This window comes from Nocardia terpenica, from assembly GCF_013186535.1.
In the GTDB taxonomy this organism is placed as follows: domain Bacteria; phylum Actinomycetota; class Actinomycetes; order Mycobacteriales; family Mycobacteriaceae; genus Nocardia; species Nocardia terpenica.
Genome location: NZ_JABMCZ010000002.1, coordinates 1,385,250 through 1,407,956, shown reverse-complemented (window position 1 = coordinate 1,407,956; position 22,707 = coordinate 1,385,250). Strand labels below are relative to the sequence as shown.

Here is a 22,707-nt window from a genome sequence, read left to right as displayed (position 1 = left end):
CCTCCCGCGCACCATGCTACGGCCGCGTCGACCCGGCCGAGCCCGTAGGCTGAGCGGCAGTATGGCCGTTTTCACCACCGGCGAGGCCGTCGCCCTCGAGCTGCCGATCGCGCGGATTCCCCTGCGGGCCGCGGCATTTCTGATCGACCTGCTGATCCAGCTGACCGTGGCGTGGCTGCTGCTGATCTGGATTCTCGGGCTGCTGTTCCAGTCCGAGCTGGACGGCGCCTGGCTCGATGCCGCCGCGCTGATCATGATCGTCGCGGTGGGGGCCGGGTATCCGGTGGTCTGCGAGACCCTGCTGCGCGGCCGCACCGTCGGCAAGCTGGCGCTCGGGCTGCGGGTGGTCCGCGGCGACGGCGGACCCGTCGACTTCCGGCACGCGCTCACCCGCGGGCTGGCCGGGTTGATCGTGGACTTCTGGGTGCTGGGCGGATTCGGGGCGATCGCGGTGATCACCTCGCTGTGCTCGCCGCGGGCCCGCCGGGTCGGCGACATCCTGGCCGACACCGTCGTCATCCACGACCGCGTCCGGCTGCCGGACCCGGCCCTGGCCGTCGCCCCGCCCTGGCTCGCGGAGTGGACCCGGCGCCTGGACCTGTCCGGCCTGTCCGACGACCTGGCCCTGCCCATCCGCCAGTACCTCACCCGCTGCCCCACCCTCACCCCGCAGGTTCAGCAGAGCCTGGGCCACGACCTGGCCACCACGGTCTGCCGAGACCTGAATATCGTCGCGCCCGCAGGCTGTCCGCCCGTCCACCTGCTCGGCGCCCTCCTCGCCGAACGCCAGCGCCGCGCCCTCGACCTGCCCACCCCACCACCCGCACCCGGCTATCCGATGCCGGTACCTCCGTCGAATCTCGCTTGGCACCACCCAATCTGACCGGCTGCCGGTGGATTCCGGCCAAAAGCATGCCGGAATCACGGGTTTGCGTGCCGGGATGACGGGTTTGCGTGCCGGAATGAAGGTTGCATGCCGGAATGACGGGTTGCGTGCCGGAACGACGGGTTGCGTGCCGGAACGACCGGGCGGAGCGGGTCACATGCCGCCGGACCGCTTCAGCTCCAGGTACGCGTCGGCCAGGATGGTCGGGAGGCGGTCGGGGGCGGCGGCGATGACGTCGATGTTTTTGCGGCGCAGGGATTCCCGGGTCAGGGCGCGTTCGGCCAGCAGGGTTTCGGCGGCGGCCGCGGTGTAGATCTCGGTGGGGGTGGCGCGGTGGGTGGCGGCCGCGGTCAACTCGGGGTCGGTGACCGAGACCAGCAGGACGCGGTGGCGGTGGGTGAGGACCGGCAGGACCGGCAGCAGATTCTCCTCGATCAGGGCGCCGTCCAGGCTGGTGAACCACACCACCAGGCTGCGGCGGCGGGCGCGGGCCAGGGTGGCGCGCACCAGGCCGGGGGCATCGGTGTCGACCAGGGCGGGGACCACGCCGGACAGTGCGTGCATCAGCCTGGGCTGCAGGGCCTTTCCGAGCGCGCCGCGCACCTCGGCGCGCACCTGCCGGTCGTAGGCGAGCAGGTCGACGGTGTCGCCCGCGGCGGCGGCCAGGCCGCCGAGCAGCAGCGCCGCCTCGATGGTCGCGTCCAACCGGGTGCCCTCGCCGATGCGGCCCGCGGCGGCACGGCCGGTGTCCAGCACCAGGATCAGGTGCCGATTGCGTTCCGGCCGCCAGGTCCGCACCAGCACATCGGCGGCGCGGGCGGTGGCCCGCCAGTCGATCGCCCGGACGTCGTCGCCCGCGACATACTCACGGAAGGAATCGAATTCGGAGCCCTGGCCGCGCATGTTCACCACGGTGCGCCCCTCCAGCCGATGCAGGTGCCGCAGCTTCGAGGCCAGCGCCGGTTCGCTGTGGAACGGCGGCAGCGCCCGCACCCGGGCGGGCACCGCACGGCGGACCTGCCGACCGGCCAGGCCCAGCGGGCCGAACAGGCGCAGCGTCACCGGACCGGCCACCCGGTCGCCGCGCCGCTCCGGCGCCAGCGTGGTGGTCAGCCGCGTCTTGGTATTCGGCGGCAGCAGCAGGCGATGGGTGCGCCGCACCGCCCCCGCGCTGTCGGGCCAGGCGTCCCACAGCATTCCGCGCACGGTCCGGGGACCCGGATTGACCACCGTGAGCTCCACCTCGGCGCGGCGGCCCGAGCGCACGCTGGTCAGCTCCGGCCGCGACAGCTCCAGCTCCGTGCCGCGCCCGGCGGCGGTCACGTCGACGGCGATCAGCGCGACCAGCAGGGCGGTCAGCGCGGCCACCCCCGGCCACGACGGCACCAGCAGCGTGGCGATCAGCGCCGCCGCGGCCGCGACCACGGCCAGCCGACCGGTGACGACCACGGCCTACACCGGAACCGGGACCGACAGCAGCAGCGAGGACATCACGCCCTCGGCGGTCGCCCCGTCCAGCTCGGCCTCCGGGCGCAGCTGCAGCCGATGCCGGAGCACCGCCACCGCAACGGTTTTCACATCGTCGGGGATGACGAAGCCGCGGCCGATCAACCACGCGTAGGCGCGGGCCGCGGCCAGCAGCGCGGTCGCGCCGCGGGTCGAGGCGCCGTGCTGGACGGCCGGGGAGGCGCGGGTGGCCCGGCACAGGTCCACGATGTAGGCGAGCACCTCGGGGGCGACCGTCACCTCCGACGCCGCCGCCCGCCCGGCCGCGAGGTGGGCGGGCCCGGCGACCGGTCGCAGTCCCGCCGCGGCCAGATCGCGCGGATCGAAACCGGCGGCGTGCCGCTGCAGGATGCGGAATTCGTCGTCGCGCTCGGGCAGCCGGATGTTCACCTTGAACAGGAAGCGGTCCAGCTGCGCCTCGGGCAGCGGGTAGGTGCCCTCCTGCTCGATCGGGTTCTGGGTGGCCACCACCACGAACGGATCCGGCAGCGGCTGCGGGATCCCGGCCACCGACACCTGCCGCTCCTCCATCGACTCCAGCAGTGCCGACTGGGTTTTCGGCGGCGTGCGGTTGATCTCGTCGGCCAGCAGCAGATTCGTGAACACCGGCCCGCGGCGGAAGGTGAACTCGGCCGAATGCGGATCGTAGACCTGCGAACCGGTGACGTCGCCCGGCATCAGGTCGGGGGTGAACTGCACCCGGGTGTGCTCCAGCTCCAGCGCCGTCGCCAGCGCCCGCACCAGCAGCGTCTTCGCCACACCCGGAACGCCTTCCAGCAGCACGTGACCGCGGCACAGCAGCGCCAGCACCAGGAACAGGACGGCCTGGTCGTTGCCGACGACGGCCTTGCCGATCTCGGCCCGCAGCGCGCCGAAGGCCCGGTGTGCGTCCTCGGCGGTCGGCGTGGGGGTGGTGTCCGTGTGCGTCATCCGACCTCCGATTCGATCCGGTCCAGTTGTGCCGCGACCCAGAGCAGTGTCGCCTCGTCCGGCACCGGGCCGAACAGTGCCGACCCCACGGGGATCGGATCGGAGCGTAGCCGCGCGGCGACCGCGCCGACCACCCGGTCCGGCGGCGCGTCCGCGGCGAGGTCCAGCGCCGGGCGGATCCGTCGCAGCGTCGCCGCCCGCAGCTTGCCCGCGACGTAGGTGTGGTCGCGGGCCTTGCGGTACAGCGCGGCCTGCCCGGCGAGCAGTTCGTTCGCCGGAACCTCCACCGGGCGCGGCTCGCCGACCAGCGCGCCGCGCCGCCGGGCCCGCCACCACACCACGATCCCGGCGCAGATCAGCCACTGCAGGCCACCGTAGGCCAGCCAGGGCGGGGCCTGCTGGAAGATCGACTTGCGGCCCTCGCCGAAATCCGGCCGACCCGGCTCGGGAGGCGCGCCGGGCGACGGAACATGGTGCGCCGGTGGCGCTTTCGGGGCCGAGCCCAGTCGCAGCAGCAGATAGACGATCAGCGCCAGCAGCACCGCGCCGCCGACCGCGGCCCAGAAGCGCGGATCGCGCAGCAGCTTCGGCAGCGGGGGCAGCGGCGGCGGTCGCCACCGTCGGCCCCGCTCGGCCGCCGCGGTCTCGACCGGTTCCGGCGGCGGGGGCGGGGCGCCGGAGAACAGGTCGGCCTCGGCCAGCCGCCGGTACTCGTCGGCGGTGGCGGCCCGGCCGCCGTAGACCACCTCGTCGAATGTCCGTGCCGCGCCGGGTAGTTCGGCGGTGTCGGCGGGTGCGGCGTGGACCGCGGCGTCGGCGGTCTCGTCCGCGGTCCGCGACCGTCGCACCTGCAGCAGGCCGCCCTGCTCCAGGCCGCGCACCACCGCGCGGAAGCGCTCCCGCAGCGCGGTGTCGAAATCCCGGCGCGCGGCCGCCGCCTCGGCCGCCGCGCGGTGCCCGCCCGCCGGGCCGAGCGCGGGTGGCGGGGGAGCGGGCGCATCGGGCCGGTCCGCGGCGGGCTCCGGCCGCTCGGCGTCGGTCATCGGGGCGCTCCCGCGAATCCGTTGTCGGACACCGGGATCGCAATATCGAGGGCCTCGCGGCGGCAGCGCCGATCGACGTAGGCCACCACCGCCGCGGCCGATTCCACCGCCTCGGCCAGGGCCACGATCAGCAACACCCAGCCGATGATCAGCGCGGTCACCGTCCAGCGCCGGGTGCCGGTGACATCGGAGAAGAACAGCGGAATCCCCAGCAGCGGCACCGCCAGCACCCACACCAGCCCGCGCAGCGCCAGCCACAGCCCGGCCAGCCGCCATTGCGCGCCGCCCGCAAGCATTTTCGCCCGCGCCACGGCCGCGCGGTAGGGCACCGACTCGGCGACCAGCGCGGGCATCGCCACCAGCCGGGCCGCGCGCAGCCGCGCCAGCCAGGCCAGCGCGGGCGGCAGGGTGATCACCAGCAGCGCCCCCAGGACCGGCACCCCGACGCCGAGCACGCTGTAGATCAGCCGATCCAGCAGCAGCGGGCCGAAATTCGCGCCCAGCCCGGCCACCGCGCCGCGCCAGGCGAGCGGGCCGCCGAACACCTGCCCCAGCCCGATCGAGACGGTCACCCCGCGGATGTACCAGCGCAGCAGCCACGCGAACACCGCCACGGAAACGATTGCCGACCACAGGGTTCCGGTATCGGAGCCGTGCGTGGCGACGGCCCCGAGCGCGGTCAGCGCGAACGACGCGACCGCGGCGATCAGCCAGCCCGCGCCGATCAGCCCGGCCAGCGCCCGGATGCGCGACTGGATCAGGGCGAACGGCAGATCCAGCAGCTCACGGAAGTGCAGCGGCCGGATCGGAATCGATTCTCCGTCCGGCGGCACGGACGGTCCGAACCCGTCGGCGGCGGCTGGACACACGCGCCCGAGTTTATCCGGCCGGGCGGCGATTCGGCCGGTTGTGCTCAGCGCTGCAGCAGGCGTGCCACCACCGCGCGGTAGCGTTCCGGATCCACCGGTGGCAGGGCCAGCAGGGCGCGCAGGTACACACCGTCGCCGACCAGCCGGATGATCTCGGCGTGCACCGGATCGCCGATCTCGGCGTCCAGGCCGTCGTGCCAGGACCGCATCACCTCGGTGAGGGCCCGCTGCATGGCGTCGGCGTCGTCGGCGCGCTCGCCGTGGCCGTGCGCGTCGACCGTGCGCATGGCCGCCATCATCGAGCGGTACAGCGCCAGCTCCAGCGCGTCGGACTCGTTGTCCGGATTCGGACTCTGCAGATACCACTCGGCCACCGATTTGCCCTGGCCCACGGCGGTTTCCAGCTGCCGCTCCGAGCGCTCGCCGAGGCGGCGCACCAGGCCGGTCAGCAGCGCGTCCTTGCTCTTGAAGTGATACAGCAGCCCACCCTTGGAGACGCCGGCGGCCGCGGCCACGTTCTCCAGCGTGACCTGGGAGGCGCCCTTGTCCAGCAGCAGGGTCTCGAGCGCGTCGAGGATGCGATCGCGGGTGGTCGTCGTCACGGCGCTCACTGTACCGTCCGGACGGTAATTCTGTTACTGTACCGTCCAGACGGTTAAAACAAGACGGAAGTCGAGAAGGATCATGGACACCCCCCGCGTCGTCGCGACCCCGCGCCGGGCCTCCGCCCGGGACTGGGCCGGGCTCGGCGTTCTGGTGCTGGCCCTGCTGCTCATCTCCGTGGACGCGACCGTGCTCGACATCGCGGTCCCCGCCATCAGCGCCCACCTCGCCCCCAGCACGCCGCAGCTGCTGTGGATCATCGACGTGTACTCGTTCGTGCTCGCGGGCCTGCTGGTCACCATGGGCACGCTGGGCGACCGGATCGGCCGGCGCCGGTTGCTGCTGCTCGGCGCCGCCGGATTCGGTGTGGCGTCGGCGGTCGCGGCCTGGTCGGTGAGCCCGGAGATGCTGATCGCGGCCCGCGTGCTGCAGGGTGTCGCGGGCGCGACTTTGATGCCTGCCACCCTCGGCCTGATCCGCGCCATGTTCACCGATCCGCGCCAGCGCACCACCGCGATCGCGGTGTGGAGCGCGATGGCGGGCGGCGGTGCGGCGCTCGGCCCGCTGCTGGGCGGCTGGCTGCTCGAGCACTTCTGGTGGGGTTCGGTGTTTCTGATCAACCTGCCGGTCATGGTGGTGCTGGTGATGCTGGGGCCGATCCTGGTGCCGGAGTCGCGCGATCCGAATCCGGGCCGCTTCGACCTGCTCAGCGCGGGGCTGTCGATGCTGGCGCTGGTGCCGATCGTGTACGCGGTCAAGGAGATCGCGGCGCACGGCATGGATCTCGGCAAGCTCGGCGTGGCGGCGGTCGGTGTGCTCGCCGGTGTGCTGTTCGTGCGGCGCCAGCGCACGCTGGCCGATCCGATGCTGGATCTGCGGCTGTTCGCGCTGCCGCGGTTCCGCACGGCCGTGCTGACCAATCTGCTCGCGGTGTTCGCGCTGGCCGGTGTGCTGTTCTTCGGTTCGCAGTATCTGCAATTGGTGCTGGGCCGTTCGCCGCTGGACGCGGGGCTGCTCCTGCTGCCCGGCATGCTGGCCAGCATGGTCGCGGCGCTCACCTCGGCGTGGCTGGTGCGGGTGTGGCGGCCGGGTCGGGTGCTCGGCGGCGCGCTGGCGGTGGCCGCGCTCGGCGCCGCGCTGTTCGTGTGGCTGCGCGCCGATCCCGCGGCGTCGGTGACGCCGTTCGTGGCGGGCTTCCTGCTCGTCGGCGCGGGAGTCGGTGTGGCGCTGACGGTGTCGTCGGATCTGGTGGTGGGCTCGGCCCCGGCCGCGCGCGCCGGTTCGGCGGCCGCGGTCTCCGAGACCGCCTACGAGGCCGGTATCGCGCTGGGCGTGGCGGTGCTGGGCAGCGTGGTGATGGCGGTCTTCCGCAACGGCCTGGATCTGTCCGCGGTGCCGCAGGCGCAGGTGGGCGCGGCGCGCGAATCCCTCGGCGGCGCAGTGGCGGCCGCGCACGAGCTCCCGGCGCAGGCCGGTGCGACCCTGCTGCGGTCGGCGCACGAGGCGTTCGTCTCCGGCATCCACCTGGCCGCGCTCGGCACGGCCCTGATCCTGCTGGTGACGGCGATCTTCGCGTTCCGCTCCGCGGGCGGGAAGTCCGCCGCGGGCGACCGGGTGGACACACCCGCCGAAGAGCTGTCCTCGGCCCACTGAACCGCGTGCGCTGTGTACCCCTCGTATGACACGGCGCTGCCGGAGTTGTGGAACGTGGTGACGACGTCCCCTCCGACCGAGGTGCGGGACCGCAGCCTTCGCCGTCACCACGGCGGTGTGCGCCATTGGACACCGCTGTGGAACTGGGGCGCGACAGTAGTCGAACGCCTGTGTTCACAATGCCGGGCCGCGAGCGTCCGGACCAGCACGGTTTCACGGACGGGAAGGGTCTTGCGCGTTATGCGAGGGCTGTGTTAGGCACGCATTCCAGCAACAGGAACAGCGGGCGCTTGAAGTTCTCGTCCCACCACGGATCGGCGCGGCGCTGGGCCGCGGTCGGATGCGGTTCCCGCACACCGGTGATCGCGAATCCGGCCGCGGTCACCATGCCGATGTACGCCTCCAGCGAGTAGAAGCTCTGCACCGAGGGCGCGGGCGACACCGTGCCCGCCACACTGAAATTCTGCTCGACGGTCCGCACGCCGAAATACGCGTCGATCGGGAAGTCCGAGGAGTTGGCCGCGGTGCGCTCGGCGCGGGCGGCATAGAAGCACGGATGCATGCCGAGCAGGATCAACCGGCCCGCGGGGTCGAGCACCCGCCGGAATTCGTGGAAACGCTTGCCCGGCTCCGCGATTCCGTTGGGCAGGCGATTCACCACGACCAGGTCCACGCTGCGGTCTGCCAGCGGCAGGTCCGCGACGTCGGCGTGCAGGAAGGTGCTCGACGCCGCCGAGTATTCGGGATGGGCGCGGGCCGCCTCGATGAACTCCGCGCAGGTGTCGACGCCGTATCCGTGGGCGGCGCCGCGGCGCACCAGCTCCCGGGTCAGATAGCCCTCACCGCAGCCCGCGTCCAGGACGCGCAGCCCCGCGACGGATCCGATCGACGCCAGCAGGGCCGGGTCGGTCAACTGGGTCTGATACTGATCGAGCCGCTCGCGCACGATGTGAATCCAGAACTCCGCGTTCCGTTCATAGGCCGAGGACACTCGTTCGTCGCCTAGCATGTCCACCTCTCACCCGGACCCCACCTCCCCGATGAGGTCGACCAGCGCGTTGCCGGCCCGCCGCGTTCGCCGGTCGGCGTCGCGGTCCAGGCGATCGCGCACCGTCTCGACGAGCAGCGGCCGTTTCTGTCCGAACGTCGGATCGTGCTCCAACATAACCGGGATCGCCGCCGTCAGCAGGTAGTGCAGGTAGGCATCGTTGCGACCGCGGATATCCTGCACGATCTCCGTCGTCGTGCGCCACAGAATTCCCTTGGTGGGCAGGGAGAAATCGAGCGTGGGCGGAATATCGGAGCAGTAGGTGGCCATCGACCACAGCTCGTTGCGGCGCAGTAGCGGATTGCTGTCCAGGCTGCGCCGGTACGCCTCGGCGGCGTCGACGTCGTCGTCGTGCAGCAGGATGCCGATGACGCCGCTGCGATAGGTGAAGGCGGAGGACCGTTTCCGCGCCGCGGGCGAGACGTCGGCGGGCACCGCGCCGGTGAGCTTGGTCAGCTTGTGCACCAGGATGCCGTACCCCATGGTGGCGTGCAGCGAATTGGTGTCGCGCACCAGGATGTCCACCAGGTGCATCGCCTTCGCGATCAGCGGGTGCGGATCGATCAGCAACCCGCCCGGGCCGACGAACAGGGCCTCCAGCGCCGCGTCCCGGGTATTGCCCCAGCAGTGCGACAGATTCAGCACCGCGGCCCGGACATCGAGCCGCATGACGCTGTGCGCCGCCTCCAGCGCCGTGGACACATGGTGGGCCGAGCATCCCGCGGCCAGCAGTTCCCGCAGGCCCTCGGTGCGCACCGGGATGCCCGCCTCGCCGCACGCCCGGGCGGCCGCGGTCAGCCGACTGGCGTAGCTGCGGAGGGTGACGTATTCGGCCAGCCCCGGCACCACGCCGATCAACTGCTGCAGCGTCGCGCCGGAGACGCGCTCCAGCCAGGAGTCGTCGTTCCAGAGCCGGGACAGCGTGCTGGGGGAGACCTTGGCCAGATAGGACACGTCCGCCATGCTCAGCACGCCGTCCTCGGCGAGCCGGCCCAAGGTCTGCGGCCGCATCAGCTCGAGTTCGGACGGCTGTGCCGGAGTAGTCACCGCGCCACCTCCTTCGCCTGCAGTCACGATAGCCAGTTCGGCGCGATCCGCCACCCGGACCGGGCAGCCCGCGATCGATTGTCCACCTACAGTGACGGTCATGAGCGCTGTCTCGATGCCGTCACCCAGCGCGAACGAACCGCCTTTCGATCCGGAGGATCCCGAGTTCCTGGCGGATCCCTACCCCACCTTCGCGCGGCTGCGCGAGCGCGGCGCGGTGCATCCGCACCCTGGGCTCGGCCTGCCGATCGCGGTCTCGCACGGGGCCGCCGCGCGGGTGCTGCGGGATCGGGCGCTCGGACGGCTCTGGACCGATGCGCAACCGGCCGACCGATTTCCCAACTTCAATCTCCTGCACCGTCATTCGATGCTGGAGAGCGAGCCGCCGACGCATACCCGGCTGCGCGGCCTGGTGTCGGCCGCATTCGCCCGCGGCCACGTCGACCGGCTGCGGCCCGCGGTCCACCGGCGTGCCGAGGCCGCGGTCGACCGGCTGCGCGCCGCCATCGCCGAAAACGGTTCGGCCGATCTGCTCGACCACGTCGCGGCGCCGCTGCCGGTGGAGGTGATCGCCGATCTGCTCGGCGTGCCCGAGCCGGATCGCGCTCGGCTGCGGCCGTGGTCGAACACGATCGTCAAGATGTACGAACCCCATGTGGCGGAGTCTCGACGCGATGAAGCCGAGTGCGCCGCGGCGGAATTCGTCGACTATCTGCGCGATCTGGTGGCCCGCCGCCGCGCCCGCCCGGAACCGGGGCTGCTGAGCGATCTGGTGGCGGTCACCGATGCGGGTGGGCGACTCGCCGACGACGAGTCGGTCGCGACCGCGGCGCTGCTGCTCATGGCCGGACACGAGGCGACCGTGCACACCCTCGGCAACGGCGTCCTGGCCCTGCTGCGCCACCGGGATCAGTGGTTGCGGCTCGTCGACGATCCGGGTCTCGCCGCCACCGCGACGGAGGAACTGATCCGTTACGACCCACCGCTGCAGATGTTCTCGCGCACCGCGATCGCCGACACGGAGATCGCCGGGCATCGGCTCGCGCCCGGGGACAGGATCGCCGCACTGCTCGGCGCCGCGGCCCGCGATCCGCGAGTCTTCCCGGATCCCGACCGGCTCGACATCGCGCGCTCGCCGAATCCGCACCTCGGATTCGGCGCCGGGATCCACTACTGCCTCGGATCGCCCTTGGCGCGGGTCGAGGTGGCCGCGGTACTGCTCGAACTGGTCCGGCGGCTGCCATCCCTCGAGCTCGCCGCGGAGCCCGTGCGACGTCCGGAATTCGCGATCCGCGGGCTGCGGGCGCTCGCGGTCACCGCGTAGCCGACCGCCACTGTTCTACGTGAAACATACGGCGCACCAACCCGATTGGATTGTGATCCGGATTACCCCCGGGAGTCGCCCGGTGGGAGCTCGCGCGCACGCCGATGGTCCAGTTCGGGCGCACCCGTGCGGGGTGACAGCTCGGCGCTTCGGTCGGTGGGCAGGGCCTGCGCGGGGACGTGTTCAGGGTGCCCGCCGTGTGAATCCGCGGTGTCGACGGTGACCTTGCGGGTGCGGCGCAGGGTGAAGGTGATCTCCTCGGCCTCCTCGAATGCCTGGCGCACGGTGCGCAGCGGGCTGGTCGCGGTGTCCAAGGCGGAGTCCAGGGCGGAGGTGACGAACGAGGGGACCATCGGGCGGATCCAGCGGGCGGCGGTGTCGGTGAACGGCACCGTGCCGATGACCGGAAGTTCCAGTCCACCACCCTTTTTCGCGGGGACGGTCGAAACCGGGGCGGGCAGATTCGCCGGCGGCTCGTCGGGCACGGGGGCGTCCTTTCTCTCGATGTCCGCGGCGGGGAGGGCCGCGAGGGCCTCGAATTCGGCCACCGCGCGGCGCTGCGGTTCGGTGATGCCGATCTCGATATTGCCGATGGCGGCGACGATGCGGCGGCGTTGCCGTTCCCGATCGATGGCGGTGTCGGCGTGCGCGGTCAGCCGGGCGGCCGCCAATTCCTGTTCGGTGCGCAGCTTCTCGGTCTCGGCCCGCGCCTCGGCGCGGGCGACCGCGATGGCGGTATCGGCGTGCTGTTCGGCGCGGTCGGTCACGGCCCGGGCGGTGGCGTGCCGGTCCAGCGAGGTCTCGCCCCGCCACCGGCGCAGCAGCAGCGGCAGCAGGGCCCCGGCCACGGCGGCGACGATCGTCGCCAGCCGCAGCAGCAGGGCGCCCGGGTGCCCGGCGGTGTAGTCGTTCATGGCCAGCCAACGCGCGCCGAGCCCGCGATCGCCCGCGGTGAAGGCCGCCGCGCGGGCGCGGTCCAGGTCCTGCTGCCGCTCGGCGATCCGGTTGTCCAGCGGCGTGATTCGGCCCTGGGCGGCGGTCAGCCGGGCGCGGGCGTCGTCGAGCGCCGCGGTGTCGGCCTGGGTCTCGGGGCCGCGCCCGGGCACGCCGGTGATCTTGGTTTGCGGGCACTGCGGGGTCGGGTTGTATTCGCAGCGCGCCACGATCAGGGCCTGATCGACATCGGCCTGCGCCTGGGCCACGATCCGGTCGAGCGCGGTGCGATCGGCGCGGGCCCGGTCCAGCTGGTCGCGCGCGGTCAGCACGCCCGGCGCCGCGTCGACGGCCCGCCCGGCGCGCTCGTCCAGCTGCCGGTCCACGGTGCCTCCGAGCAGGACCGTGCTCGCGAGCTCGGCGACGATCACCCCGGTCACCACCGCGATCGCGATCCGGGTCGCGGCCGCGCCGTCGATGCGCCGGAAGAAGCTGCCGCGCAAGGACGCCGGTGTCGCGTCGCCGGTGCCGTCGAGCCGCACCGAGGCGGTGGCCAGCGCCCGCGACACCGCCCCGACCACGCCGACGGTGAGCAGGGCCGCGATCGCGGTGACCGCGAGTGGCCAGTGGGCGGCGTGCGCCGCCAGCCCGACGACCACCGCCGACGCCGCCGCGAACAGGGCGACCACGATGCCGGTGACGAGATATCCGGAGCGCTCGTGCCGATCGCTGACCTCGGTACCGGCGCCGCCGAGCCAGGTGAGGGCGGTCATGGGGAGCTCACATCCTCGATGTCCCAGGGGTTTTCGGGTACGTGGCGAAGCCGTCGCTGATTCGTCGTCTCAGCCTGACAGGCCCGTCCGGTTCCATCGAGTGCGGAAGAGGGGGATGTGGCCATCGTCACACTGGGGTGGTGGCCGGTCTCGGGGCCGGGCAGGCTCGCTCCTACCCTCAGGGGGTGACTCGTTTCGCGAGGCTCGACGACGGGAGGTCCGGACATGCGGATATCCGCGCTGGTGGCGGCGGTCGCGATCGCCTGCGGGACGACCGTCGCGGTGCTGACGCCGACCGTCGATCGGACGGCCGTGGCCCACGCTGAGGCGTGGAACGGGCTGGACGGGCTCGTCGGCCTGGTGCTGGAGCGCCTGAACACCGCCGACGCCGTGATCGCCGCCAAGTGGGCGGCCGCCGGCGGCCATGATCCGGTCGTCGACGATCCGGCCCGCGAGGCGCAGGTCTACGACTCGATGGCGCGCGAGGGCGCGGGGCTGGGCCTGCCGGAACCCTGGGTGCGCCAGGTGTTCTTCGGCCAGATCGAGGCCAACAAGATGGTGCAGCGCGGCCTGATCGCGCGCTGGCGCTTCGACCCGTCCGCCGCCCCCGCCTCGCCGCCCGACCTGGCCGCGGTCCGCCCGATCATCGACCGCGTGAACGACGAGATCCTGCGCCAGCTGGCGGACCACCGCGCGGACCTGACCGACACCCGCTGCCCGGAACGCTTGGCCGCGAGCGTCTTTCCCGTCTTCACCGACGGCCGCGCCGACCCCCTACACGAGGCCGCCCTGGTCCGCGCCGTCTCCGCCCTCTGCCCCACCCCCTGACCCCGCCGCCATCCGGCGTACCACCGGTCCGCCATACCCGCGTGCTGCCAGTCGTCAACCGGCGCACTGCCAGTCGTCATCCCGGCGTGGTCACTCGTCATCCCGGCATGCTTTTGGCCGGGAACCGATTGCGTTGTGATATATCGCACAGGTGGGTTGCTGGGGTTGTGCTGGATGGTTGTTGGCAAAACCAGGCCGTACGGTCGGAACGTTGGTGGCGCTCGTCGTTCCGGTATCCGGAATGTCACGCTCGCGTGTCCGGGGTGTTAGCCGCCCGACAATCCGGTTTGCCTGCCCGCTCGGGTGGGAATCCTGATTCGACGCAGGTGAGAGGGCATTCCATGGCGCGCTGCGGCGTCTGGGGGTCGGCCTGCGTCTCCCCCGGTCGCAGTGGCGAATGTGACTCAGTGATCCGGGTTCCCTGCTTTACACTGGAGAACGCGCAGGTAGTGGAGGACCGATGAAGAAGCCCAGGTAATCGCTGTAATTAGCACAACCTAAGTTGGTTGGGCTCAGGTCCTGACTTATCGTTTGCTCTGGACGCCGGGCACGAAATGTCCGGCTACGTCGCCCGATTCGGCCACGAGCCGTGGCACACAAAGCCTACCGGGCGAAAAAGGCGCGGTGTGTAGCGAAAACGTTAGAAGTTTCGCGACCGCCGAGCACCCGTCTGAAACACCGAAGCGGGTGGACAACTGGAGAGTTGACTGCACGGGATGACCATCAGCGCCGCTGGTCTCCAAGAAGGCCCCGATTTCTTCGAAGGCCGATTTTTTTGAAGGCAGAGGCATGACGCAACTTCCTGGCCACAGGTCCCCTGGACCCATCGGTCTCTACGACCCGGCGAACGAACACGACGCCTGCGGTGTCGCATTCGTCGTCGACATGCACGGCCGCCGCAGCCGCGACATCGTCGACAAGGCAATTACGGCGTTGCTGAACCTGGAGCACCGCGGTGCCGCGGGTGCCGAACCCAATTCGGGCGACGGCGCCGGCATCCTGATCCAGCTCCCGGACAAGTTCTTCCGCGCGGTCGTCGATTTCGAGCTACCCCCCGAGGGCTCCTACGTCACCGGTATCGCCTTCCTGCCGCAGGCCCGTCGCGAGGCCGCGCGCGCCAGCTACCACGTCGAGAAGATCGTCCGGGAAGAAGGGCTGGCCGTCCTGGGCTGGCGCGAGGTTCCGATCGACGATTCCTCGCTGGGCGCGCTGGCCCGCGACGCGATGCCGACCTTCCGGCAGATCTTCCTGGCCTCGCCCAAGGACGCGACCGAGCAGCTGACCGGCATGGACCTGGAACGCCGCGCCTACGTGGTGCGCAAGCGGGTCGAGCACGAGCTCGGCAAGCAGGGCGCCGGCGAGGGCGCGGTCGGCCGCGAGACCGTCTACTTCCCCAGCCTGTCCGGCCAGACCTTCGTCTACAAGGGCATGTTCACCACCCCGCAGCTGCGGGCGTTCTACCTGGACCTGCAGGACGACCGGGTGGAATCGGCGCTGGGCATCGTGCATTCGCGCTTCTCCACCAACACCTTTCCGTCCTGGCCGCTGGCCCATCCGTTCCGCCGGGTCGCGCACAACGGTGAGATCAACACCGTCACCGGCAACGAGAACTGGATGCGCGCCCGCGAGGCGCTGCTGAACTCCGACGTGTTCGGCACCGACTCCCAGGGCCGCAACCGGCTGGAGAAGATCTTCCCGGTCTGCACCCCCGGCGCCTCCGACACCGCGCGCTTCGACGAGGTGCTGGAGCTGCTGCACCTGGGCGGGCGCAGCCTGCCGCACGCGGTGCTGATGATGATCCCGGAGGCGTGGGAGCGCGCCGAGTCCATGGATCCGGCCCGCCGCGCCTTCTACCGCTACCACTCGTTCCTGATGGAGCCGTGGGACGGCCCGGCCTCGGTGTGCTTCACCGACGGCACCGTGATCGGCGCCGTGCTGGACCGCAACGGCCTGCGCCCGTCGCGCATCTGGGTCACCGACGACGGCCTGGTCGTGATGGCCTCCGAGGTGGGCGTGCTGGACATCGATCCGGCCAAGGTGGTCCGCAAGGTCCGCCTGCAGCCGGGCCGCATGTTCCTGGTCGACACCTCGCAGGGCCGCATCATCGGCGACGACGAGCTCAAGTCCACGCTGGCCGCCGAGCACCCGTATCAGGAATGGCTGGACGACGGCCCGACCAAGCTGTCGGACCTGCCCGGCCGCCCGCACGTGCACATGGTCCACGACCGGGTGCGGATCCGGCAGCAGATCTTCGGGTACACCACCGAGGATCTGAACCTGCTGATCTCGCCGATGGCCACCTCCGGCGCCGAGGCGCTGGGCTCGATGGGCACCGACACCCCGATCGCGGTGCTGTCGGCCCGGCCGCGGCTGCTGTTCGACTACTTCTCGCAGCTGTTCGCACAGGTCACCAACCCGCCGCTGGACTCCATCCGCGAGGAGGTCGTCACCAGCCTGCGCAGCATGATCGGCCCCGAGGCCGACCTGCTGCACCCGACCGCGGAATCCAGCCGCCAGATCACGCTGACCCAGCCGATCCTGGACAACGACGAGCTCGCCAAGCTGGTCCACATCAACGACGACGGCTCCCGCCCGAACCTGCGCTCGGTGGTCGTGCACGGCCTGTACCCGGTCCGCAAGGGCGGCAAGGGCCTGCGCAAGGCGCTGCAGGCGATCAACGAGCAGGTCTCGGCGGCCATCGACGGCGGGGCGCGCATCATCGTGCTGTCCGACCGCGAGTCCAACGAGAAGCTGGCGCCGATCCCGTCGCTGCTGCTCACCGCCTCGGTGCACCACCATCTGGTGCGCGAGCGCACCCGCACCAAGGTGGGCCTGGTCGTGGAGACCGGCGACGCCCGCGAGGTGCACCACATGGCCCTGCTGATCGGCTTCGGCGCGGCCGCGATCAACCCGTACATGGCCTTCGAGTCGATCGAGGACATGCTCGAGCGCGGCGCGCTCCGGATGCCCGGCAGCACCGGCGATCTCGCGGCCGACTACCGCAGGGCCGTCGCGAACTACAACAAGGCGGCGGGCAAGGGCGTGCTGAAGGTGATGTCCAAGATGGGCATCTCCACCATCGCCTCCTACCGCGGCGCGCAGCTGTTCCAGGTCGTGGGCCTGTCGCAGGAGCTGTGCGACAGGTACTTCGTCGGGTTGAACTCCCCGCTGCAGGGCATCGGTCTCGACGACATCGCCGACGAGGTCGCCGCCCGGCACCGGATCGCGTTCCTGGAGAACCACAACGAGCGCGCGCACCGCGAGCTCGAGGTGGGCGGCGAGTACCAGTGGCGGCGCGAGGGCGAGTACCACCTGTTCAACCCGGACACGGTGTTCAAGCTGCAACACGCCACCCGCACCGGCCAGTACAAGATCTTCAAGGAGTACACCAAGCTCGTCGACGATCAGTCCGAGCGGCTGGCCTCGCTGCGCGGTCTGTTCAAGTTCAAGAACGAGACCCGCCACCCGATCCCGATCGAGGAGGTCGAGCCCGCGTCGGAGATCGTGAAGCGGTTCTCCACCGGCGCGATGAGCTACGGCTCCATCTCCGCCGAGGCGCACGAGACCCTCGCGATCGCCATGAACCGGCTCGGCGGCCGCTCGAATTCCGGTGAGGGCGGCGAACATCCGGCGCGCTTCGAGGCCGAGGAGAACGGCGATTGGCGGCGCAGCGCGATCAAGCAGGTGGCCTCGGGTCGCTTCGGCGTGACCGCGCACTACCTGACCAACTGCACCGATATCCAGATCAAGATGGCCCAGGGTGCGAAACCCGGTGAGGGCGGCCAGCTTCCGGCGCACAAGGTGTACCCGTGGGTGGCCGAGGTGCGGCACTCGACGCCGGGTGTCGGCCTGATCTCGCCGCCGCCGCACCACGACATCTACTCGATCGAGGATCTGGCGCAGCTGATCCACGACCTGAAGAACGCCAACCCGCAGGCGCGCATCCACGTGAAGCTGGTGGCCGAGCCGGGTGTCGGCACCGTCGCCGCGGGCGTGTCCAAGGCGCACGCCGACGTGGTGCTGATCTCCGGCCACGACGGTGGCACCGGCGCCTCGCCGCTCACCTCGCTCAAGCACGCGGGCGGCCCGTGGGAGCTCGGCCTGGCCGAGACCCAGCAGACCCTGCTGCTCAACGGCCTGCGCGACCGGATCGTGGTGCAGGTCGACGGCCAGATGAAGACCGGCCGCGACGTGATGGTCGCCGCGCTGCTGGGCGCGGAGGAGTTCGGCTTCGCCACGGCCCCGCTGGTGGTGTCGGGCTGCATCATGATGCGCGTGTGTCATCTCGACACCTGTCCGGTGGGCGTGGCGACGCAGAATCCCGTGCTGCGCCAGCGGTTCACGGGCAAGCCGGAGTTCGTCGAGAACTTCATGCTGTTCATCGCCGAGGAGGTGCGCGAGCACCTGGCCGCGCTGGGCCTGCGCTCGCTGGACGAGGCCATCGGCCGGGTCGACCTGCTCGACACCGCCAGGGCCAAGGAGCACTGGAAGGCCAGCAAGCTGGATCTGTCGCCGATCCTCGACGACGTCGAGACGGCGTTCATGTACCAGGACCGGCACTGCACCAAGCCGCAGGACCACGGCCTGGACAAGGCGCTGGACAACCAGCTCATCGCCCAGGCCAGCGACGCGCTCGAGCGCGGCAAGCCGGTGAGGCTGGAAACCAAGATCACGAACGTGAACCGGACCGTCGGCACCATGCTCGGCCACGAGGTGACCAAGCTGTACGGCGGCGCGGGCCTGCCCGACGACACCATCGACATCACCTTCACCGGTTCGGCGGGCAACAGCTTCGGCGCGTTCGTCCCGGCGGGTATCACGCTGCGGGTCTTCGGCGACGCGAACGACTATGTCGGCAAGGGCCTTTCGGGCGGACACCTGGTGCTGCGGCCGCCGCTGGGCGCCCCGGCGGAGTTCGTCGCGGAGCAGAACATCATCGCGGGCAACGTGCTGCTGTTCGGCGCCACCAGCGGTGAGGCGTTCATCCGAGGCGTGGTCGGCGAGCGGTTCTGCGTGCGCAACTCGGGCGCCACCGCGGTGGTCGAGGGCGTGGGCGACCACGGCTGCGAGTACATGACCGGCGGCCGGGTGGTCGTGCTCGGCGAGACCGGCCGCAACTTCGGCGCGGGCATGTCGGGTGGTATCGCCTACGTGTACAACCCGAACGGCACCTTCGAGAAGAACCTGAACCCCGAACTGGTGGATGTCGAACAGCTCTCCGGTGACGAGTTCTCCTGGCTGCACGACATCGTGGTGCGGCACCGGGAACTGACGGGTTCGGCGGTGGCCGAGCGCATTCTGGGGGACTGGTCGCAGCAGGTGAATCACTTCGTGAAGGTGATGCCGCGCGACTACAAGAAGGTTCTGCTCGCCATCTCCGAGGCGGAGAAGGCGGGCCGGGACGTGGATGAGGCGATCATGGAGGCCGCTCGTGGCTGACGCGCAAGGATTTCTGAAGCACACGAGCCGGGAGCTGCCGAAGCGCCGTCCGGTTCCGCTGCGCCTGATGGACTGGAAAGAGGTCTACGAGGGCGGTTTCCCGCACGAGACCCTGCGGACCCAGGCCAGCCGCTGCATGGACTGCGGTATTCCGTTCTGCCACAACGGGTGTCCGCTGGGGAACCTGATCCCCGAGTGGAACGACCTGGTGTACAAGGACCGGTGGCGCGACGGCATCGATCGCCTGCACGCCACCAACAACTTCCCGGAGTTCACCGGGCGGCTGTGCCCGGCGCCCTGCGAGTCGTCGTGCGTGCTGGGCATCAACCAGGATCCGGTGACCATCAAGCAGGTCGAGGTCGAGCTCATCGAGAACGCCTTCGACGAGGGCTGGGTGCAGCCGGTGTACCCGACCCGGCTGACCGGTCGCAAGGTCGCCGTCGTGGGGTCGGGCCCGGCCGGGCTGGCCGCGGCCCAGCAGCTGACCCGCGCCGGTCACACCGTGACGGTGTTCGAGCGCGACGACCGCGTCGGCGGTCTGCTGCGCTACGGCATTCCGGAATTCAAGATGGAGAAGCGCTTCATCGATCGCCGGCTGGCGCAGATGGAGGCCGAGGGCACCGTCTTCAAGACCGGCGTGAACGTGGGCGTGGACATCACCGCCGCGCAGCTGCGCGAGCAGTTCGACGCGGTGGTGCTGGCCGGTGGCGCGACCATCGCCCGCGATCTGCCGATTCCGGGCCGCGACCTGGACGGCGTGCACCAGGCGATGGAGTACCTGCCGCTGTCCAATCGGGTGCAGCTGGGCGATCCGATCACCGACGCCGACGGCCTGCCGCGCATCCACGCCCGGGGCAAGAAGGTCGTGATCATCGGCGGCGGCGACACCGGCGCCGACTGCCTGGGCACCGCGCACCGCCAGGGCGCGGCCAGCGTGCACCAGTTCGAGATCATGCCGCGCCCGCCGCAGGAGCGGGCCGATTCCACCCCGTGGCCGACCTACCCGCTCATGTACCGGGTGTCCTCGGCGCACGAGGAGGGCGGCGAGCGGGTGTTCTCGGTGAACACCGAGCGTTTCGCGGGCGAGGACGGTCGGGTGACCGCCCTGCACGCGCACGAGGTGCAGATGGTCAACGGACGCTTCGAGAAGATCGAGGGCACCGACTTCACCCTTGAGGCCGATCTGGTGCTGCTGGCCATGGGCTTCACCGGGCCGCAGAAGCCGGGCCTGCTCGAGGACCTGGGCGTCGGCTACGACCAGCGCGGCAACGTGATGCGCGACAGCGCCTGGCAGACCACGGTTCCCGGCGTGTTCGTCGCCGGTGATATGGGCCGCGGTCAGTCGCTGATCGTGTGGGCCATCGCCGAGGGCCGGTCCGCGGCGGCCGCGGTGGACCGGTACCTCGAGGGCGATTCGGCGCTGCCCGCGCCGATCGCGCCGACGGCGGTCGCGCAGCGCTAGCGAGCACGGCGACGGGCGCCCGCGGACTCCGGTTCGCGGGCGCCCGTGTCGTACCGTCCGTCCAGTCCGTCGCCGTTGTCCGGATTGTGCTGTGCGTCAGCGTGTTCGGTCCGATTTCGCCCCGAGCGGGTGACCTTGCAGCGACAATGATCGGAAATCGGACGGCTTGGACCACCTGAATGGCGGGAGTGACAAGGGCCCTTTATCCTATGCGGCGGAGTGTTTTGCCTGCGGTTAACGAGATCGCAACCCTGACACCCCACCATGATCGAGGAAACGGATCGGTATGCCCGGGACCGGGCACGCTTGAACTGGAGCGGTATGCGGTTGAAGAGGATTGTCGCGGCTGCGGGTGCGGCAGCAGCGGTACTGTCGGGTATCACGCTCGGAACCGGTTCTGCCGCTGCGGATCCGGGCTGCCCGAGCCTGTACGTGGTGGCCGTCCCGGGCACCTGGGAGACGGGCGATCACCGGCCGAGTCAGATGGTCGGCCACGGCATGCTCGCCGGGGTCACCAACAATCTGCCGTCGTCGACCGATGTCGACTACGTCGACTACGCCGCGACCGCCTTCCCCTGGGAGGGCGACGTCTACGGCGAGTCCAAGAAGCAGGCGATCGACAACGGCCGCGGCCTGATCGGCGCCATGGCTGCGCGCTGCCCGGCGACCCACTACGCCATCGTGGGCTACAGCCAGGGCGCGGACGCGGCCGGTGATCTGGCCGCCGAGATCGGGACCGGGCTCGGCGTCGTGCCGCCGGATCGGGTCGACGGCGTCGGCCTGATCTCCGACCCCCGGCGCTCGCCCACCGACATTCAGGTCGGCCCGCCGGTCGGCGGTTCCGGCGCGGGCGGCATGCGGGTGGGCGGCTTCGGCTTCCTCAGCGATCGCGTGCGCACCATCTGCGCGCAGGGCGACCTGTACTGCTCGACCGACGACCAGGACTACGTGACCCGCTTCGCCGGGTTCCTGGCCCAGGCGTCGGGCGCGAACGTCGCGAACCTGTGGCGCTACCAGCTCGAGGCCGGGTCGATCATCGGCGATCTGATGTCGCACGGCGGCATTCCGACCCTGCAGTCGCAGCTCACCGACGATGCCAACAAGGATCGGGTCAAGCAGCTCGAGCAGTTCTACGGGTCGGGGGCGCACACCTCCTACGGCTTCTACAACGTCGGCGGCGGAGAGACGGCCGTCCAGTGGATGCACCACTGGATCGCGGGCATGTCGTAATCGGCACGGACACAACGAGGGCCACTCCCTGGCGCGGGGAGTGGCCCTCGTTTTCTACGCCGAGCCGGTCGACGGCAGATCCGGGCCGCCGGGCCAGATCGGTCCGGGCCCGCCCTGCCAACCATCGCCGGGCCACCCGCCGCCCTGCCACCCGTGGTGATGGTGGTGGTGATGCCAGCCGTCCCAGTCCACGGCCGTACCGGACGGAGCGGGGGTGTCGGCCAGTGCCGGAGCGGCCACCGCCGCGAGCGGAATCACGGCGAGCGCGACCGCAGCGGCGAACCGGACGGCCAGGCGGGACTTCCTCGAGGAGACCAACGGACTACCTTTCTCTCGGACCGTGAGTCGCGCCGCACGGCGGCTCACGAGGTCCCATCGAACGATGCGCCGCTGTGACGGCAATGCGGTCGCCCTGGTAATCGGCTGGGAATATCAGTCGGCGGCGAGGTTGCGGGGCAACAGATCCCACACGTGGCCGTTCTCGTTGACGGTGGCCGCGGTGCGGCGGCCGGTGCGCGAGTAGAGGATTCGCGTGATCGAACAGTAGTCGATCGGGAAGGTGAGCGGGCGGTCCAGGTCCAGCACGTCCTGCAGCAGCACATTGATCACGCCGCCGTGCGCGAAGGCGACGACGGTATCGGAATGGCCTGCGGCGGCGGTGATCTCGTCGACGGCGGCGCGCACGCGGTCGACGAAGGCGGGGCCGTCGATCTGCTCGGGCAGGTATCCGGCCTTGATCCGCTCGTAGGTGGCGCGTAACTGCTGCTTGGCGTCCTCGATCGGGATGTACAGGCGGAGATCGGCATCGTATTCGGCGAGGCCGGGATGGATGTCGAGAGGGAGATCGAGCTTGTCGGCCGTCGGCCCGGCGGTTTCGCGCGCGCGGCGCTGCGGGCTGCTCACCACGCGCGTGATGCGATGCCCGGCCACCTCGAGCCGGGTCAGGGCGGCCGGAACGCGCGCGGCCTGCTCGATCCCCAGATCGGTGAGATCGGGATCGGCCGGGCCGGTGGTGGTGAACTCCCGCCGCGGTTGGGCGTGACGGACCAGGACGAGCTGCACGGTTCCACTGTGCCGTATGGGGTGGGGTCCCGGCCAAAAGCATGCCGGGACCAGACGGTGATGGCTGCCGG

17 protein-coding genes are annotated in these 22,707 nt (G+C 70.9%); 7 read left to right on the top strand and 10 right to left on the bottom strand.

Annotation, left to right across the window (positions count from 1 at the left end; translation table 11 throughout):
- Window positions 1-61 precede the first annotated feature (61 nt).
- Window positions 62-883: an RDD family protein gene (locus tag HPY32_RS18195; protein WP_067579609.1), complete on the top strand. Its 822-nt coding sequence runs from the start codon at window positions 62-64 to the stop codon at window positions 881-883.
- A gap of 156 nt (window positions 884-1,039) precedes the next feature.
- On the opposite strand, the gene HPY32_RS18190 is transcribed toward HPY32_RS18195, so the two are convergent.
- Genes HPY32_RS18190 through HPY32_RS18170 form a run of 5 tightly spaced genes read right to left on the bottom strand, consistent with a single transcriptional unit; the run spans window position 1,040 to window position 5,836 of the window.
- Window positions 1,040-2,335, bottom strand: coding sequence for a DUF58 domain-containing protein (locus HPY32_RS18190; protein ID WP_067579610.1), 1,296 nt, complete (start codon window positions 2,333-2,335; stop codon window positions 1,040-1,042).
- Between the two features lie 3 nt (window positions 2,336-2,338).
- Window positions 2,339-3,322: an AAA family ATPase gene (locus HPY32_RS18185; RefSeq protein ID WP_067579612.1), complete on the bottom strand. Its 984-nt coding sequence runs from the start codon at window positions 3,320-3,322 to the stop codon at window positions 2,339-2,341.
- The gene (locus HPY32_RS18180; RefSeq protein WP_067579614.1) at window positions 3,319-4,365 is read right to left on the bottom strand and encodes a DUF4129 domain-containing protein; all 1,047 of its coding nucleotides are present in this window, start codon (window positions 4,363-4,365) and stop codon (window positions 3,319-3,321) included. Before HPY32_RS18180 ends, HPY32_RS18185 begins: the two co-directional genes overlap by 4 nt.
- Window positions 4,362-5,234 carry a hypothetical protein gene (locus HPY32_RS18175; protein WP_231951365.1) on the bottom strand — a complete coding sequence of 291 codons (873 nt, stop codon included), beginning with the start codon at window positions 5,232-5,234 and terminating at the stop codon, window positions 4,362-4,364. The genes HPY32_RS18180 and HPY32_RS18175 overlap by 4 nt, the downstream gene beginning before the upstream one ends.
- Window positions 5,235-5,278: 44 nt before the next feature.
- A complete protein-coding gene (locus HPY32_RS18170; protein ID WP_067584808.1) occupies window positions 5,279-5,836 on the bottom strand; it encodes a TetR/AcrR family transcriptional regulator in 558 nt (185 codons plus the stop codon).
- 82 nt (window positions 5,837-5,918) lie between these two features.
- On the opposite strand from HPY32_RS18170, the gene HPY32_RS18165 reads away from it, so the two are divergent.
- Window positions 5,919-7,490 (top strand): MFS transporter, encoded by a 1,572-nt coding sequence (locus tag HPY32_RS18165; protein WP_067579615.1) that lies wholly within the window; start codon window positions 5,919-5,921, stop codon window positions 7,488-7,490.
- A gap of 238 nt (window positions 7,491-7,728) precedes the next feature.
- Here the strand turns inward: HPY32_RS18165 and HPY32_RS18160 are convergent, their stop codons facing one another.
- A complete protein-coding gene (locus HPY32_RS18160) occupies window positions 7,729-8,499 on the bottom strand; it encodes a class I SAM-dependent methyltransferase (RefSeq protein ID WP_067584811.1) in 771 nt (256 codons plus the stop codon).
- A 9-nt stretch (window positions 8,500-8,508) separates the two neighbouring features.
- A complete protein-coding gene (locus tag HPY32_RS18155; RefSeq protein ID WP_156673989.1) occupies window positions 8,509-9,585 on the bottom strand; it encodes a hypothetical protein in 1,077 nt (358 codons plus the stop codon).
- A 100-nt stretch (window positions 9,586-9,685) separates the two neighbouring features.
- On the opposite strand from HPY32_RS18155, the gene HPY32_RS18150 reads away from it, so the two are divergent.
- Entirely contained in the window at window positions 9,686-10,909 is a 1,224-nt protein-coding gene (locus HPY32_RS18150) for a cytochrome P450 (protein WP_082870698.1), read from the top strand.
- Window positions 10,910-10,971: 62 nt separating this feature from the next.
- On the opposite strand, the gene HPY32_RS18145 is transcribed toward HPY32_RS18150, so the two are convergent.
- Window positions 10,972-12,615 (bottom strand): DUF4407 domain-containing protein, encoded by a 1,644-nt coding sequence (locus HPY32_RS18145; RefSeq protein ID WP_067579617.1) that lies wholly within the window; start codon window positions 12,613-12,615, stop codon window positions 10,972-10,974.
- A gap of 225 nt (window positions 12,616-12,840) precedes the next feature.
- On the opposite strand from HPY32_RS18145, the gene aroQ reads away from it, so the two are divergent.
- The 4 genes from aroQ to HPY32_RS18125 all read left to right on the top strand — a co-directional run bounded on the left by aroQ (window position 12,841) and on the right by HPY32_RS18125 (window position 21,574).
- The gene (aroQ, locus tag HPY32_RS18140) at window positions 12,841-13,443 is read left to right on the top strand and encodes a gamma subclass chorismate mutase AroQ (protein WP_067579619.1); all 603 of its coding nucleotides are present in this window, start codon (window positions 12,841-12,843) and stop codon (window positions 13,441-13,443) included.
- Between the two features lie 789 nt (window positions 13,444-14,232).
- Window positions 14,233-18,882: a glutamate synthase large subunit gene (gltB, locus tag HPY32_RS18135; RefSeq protein WP_067579621.1), complete on the top strand. Its 4,650-nt coding sequence runs from the start codon at window positions 14,233-14,235 to the stop codon at window positions 18,880-18,882.
- Window positions 18,875-20,344 carry a glutamate synthase subunit beta gene (locus HPY32_RS18130; protein ID WP_067579623.1) on the top strand — a complete coding sequence of 490 codons (1,470 nt, stop codon included), beginning with the start codon at window positions 18,875-18,877 and terminating at the stop codon, window positions 20,342-20,344. Before gltB ends, HPY32_RS18130 begins: the two co-directional genes overlap by 8 nt.
- A 321-nt stretch (window positions 20,345-20,665) precedes the next feature.
- Complete coding sequence (locus HPY32_RS18125; protein WP_082871094.1) at window positions 20,666-21,574, top strand: cutinase family protein; 909 nt, start codon at window positions 20,666-20,668, stop codon at window positions 21,572-21,574.
- Between the two features lie 54 nt (window positions 21,575-21,628).
- Here the strand turns inward: HPY32_RS18125 and HPY32_RS18120 are convergent, their stop codons facing one another.
- On the bottom strand, window positions 21,629-21,892 hold the full coding sequence (locus HPY32_RS18120) for a hypothetical protein (protein ID WP_067579625.1): 264 nt from the start codon (window positions 21,890-21,892) through the stop codon (window positions 21,629-21,631).
- A gap of 114 nt (window positions 21,893-22,006) precedes the next feature.
- Window positions 22,007-22,636, bottom strand: coding sequence for a histidine phosphatase family protein (locus tag HPY32_RS18115; RefSeq protein ID WP_067579627.1), 630 nt, complete (start codon window positions 22,634-22,636; stop codon window positions 22,007-22,009).
- Window positions 22,637-22,707: the final 71 nt, after the last annotated feature.

Bases quoted from the DNA above. Each gene is read 5' to 3' on its own strand.
- HPY32_RS18195 (WP_067579609.1), top strand. From the start codon at position 62: ATGGCCGTTTTCACCACCGGCGAGGCCGTCGCCCTCGAGCTGCCGATC.
- HPY32_RS18185 (WP_067579612.1), bottom strand. From the start codon at position 3,322: ATGACGCACACGGACACCACCCCCACGCCGACCGCCGAGGACGCACAC.
- HPY32_RS18180 (WP_067579614.1), bottom strand. From the start codon at position 4,365: ATGACCGACGCCGAGCGGCCGGAGCCCGCCGCGGACCGGCCCGATGCG.
- HPY32_RS18165 (WP_067579615.1), top strand. From the start codon at position 5,919: ATGGACACCCCCCGCGTCGTCGCGACCCCGCGCCGGGCCTCCGCCCGG.
- HPY32_RS18160 (WP_067584811.1), bottom strand. From the start codon at position 8,499: ATGCTAGGCGACGAACGAGTGTCCTCGGCCTATGAACGGAACGCGGAG.
- HPY32_RS18150 (WP_082870698.1), top strand. From the start codon at position 9,686: ATGAGCGCTGTCTCGATGCCGTCACCCAGCGCGAACGAACCGCCTTTC.
- HPY32_RS18145 (WP_067579617.1), bottom strand. From the start codon at position 12,615: ATGACCGCCCTCACCTGGCTCGGCGGCGCCGGTACCGAGGTCAGCGAT.
- aroQ (WP_067579619.1), top strand. From the start codon at position 12,841: ATGCGGATATCCGCGCTGGTGGCGGCGGTCGCGATCGCCTGCGGGACG.
- gltB (WP_067579621.1), top strand. From the start codon at position 14,233: ATGACGCAACTTCCTGGCCACAGGTCCCCTGGACCCATCGGTCTCTAC.
- HPY32_RS18125 (WP_082871094.1), top strand. From the start codon at position 20,666: ATGCGGTTGAAGAGGATTGTCGCGGCTGCGGGTGCGGCAGCAGCGGTA.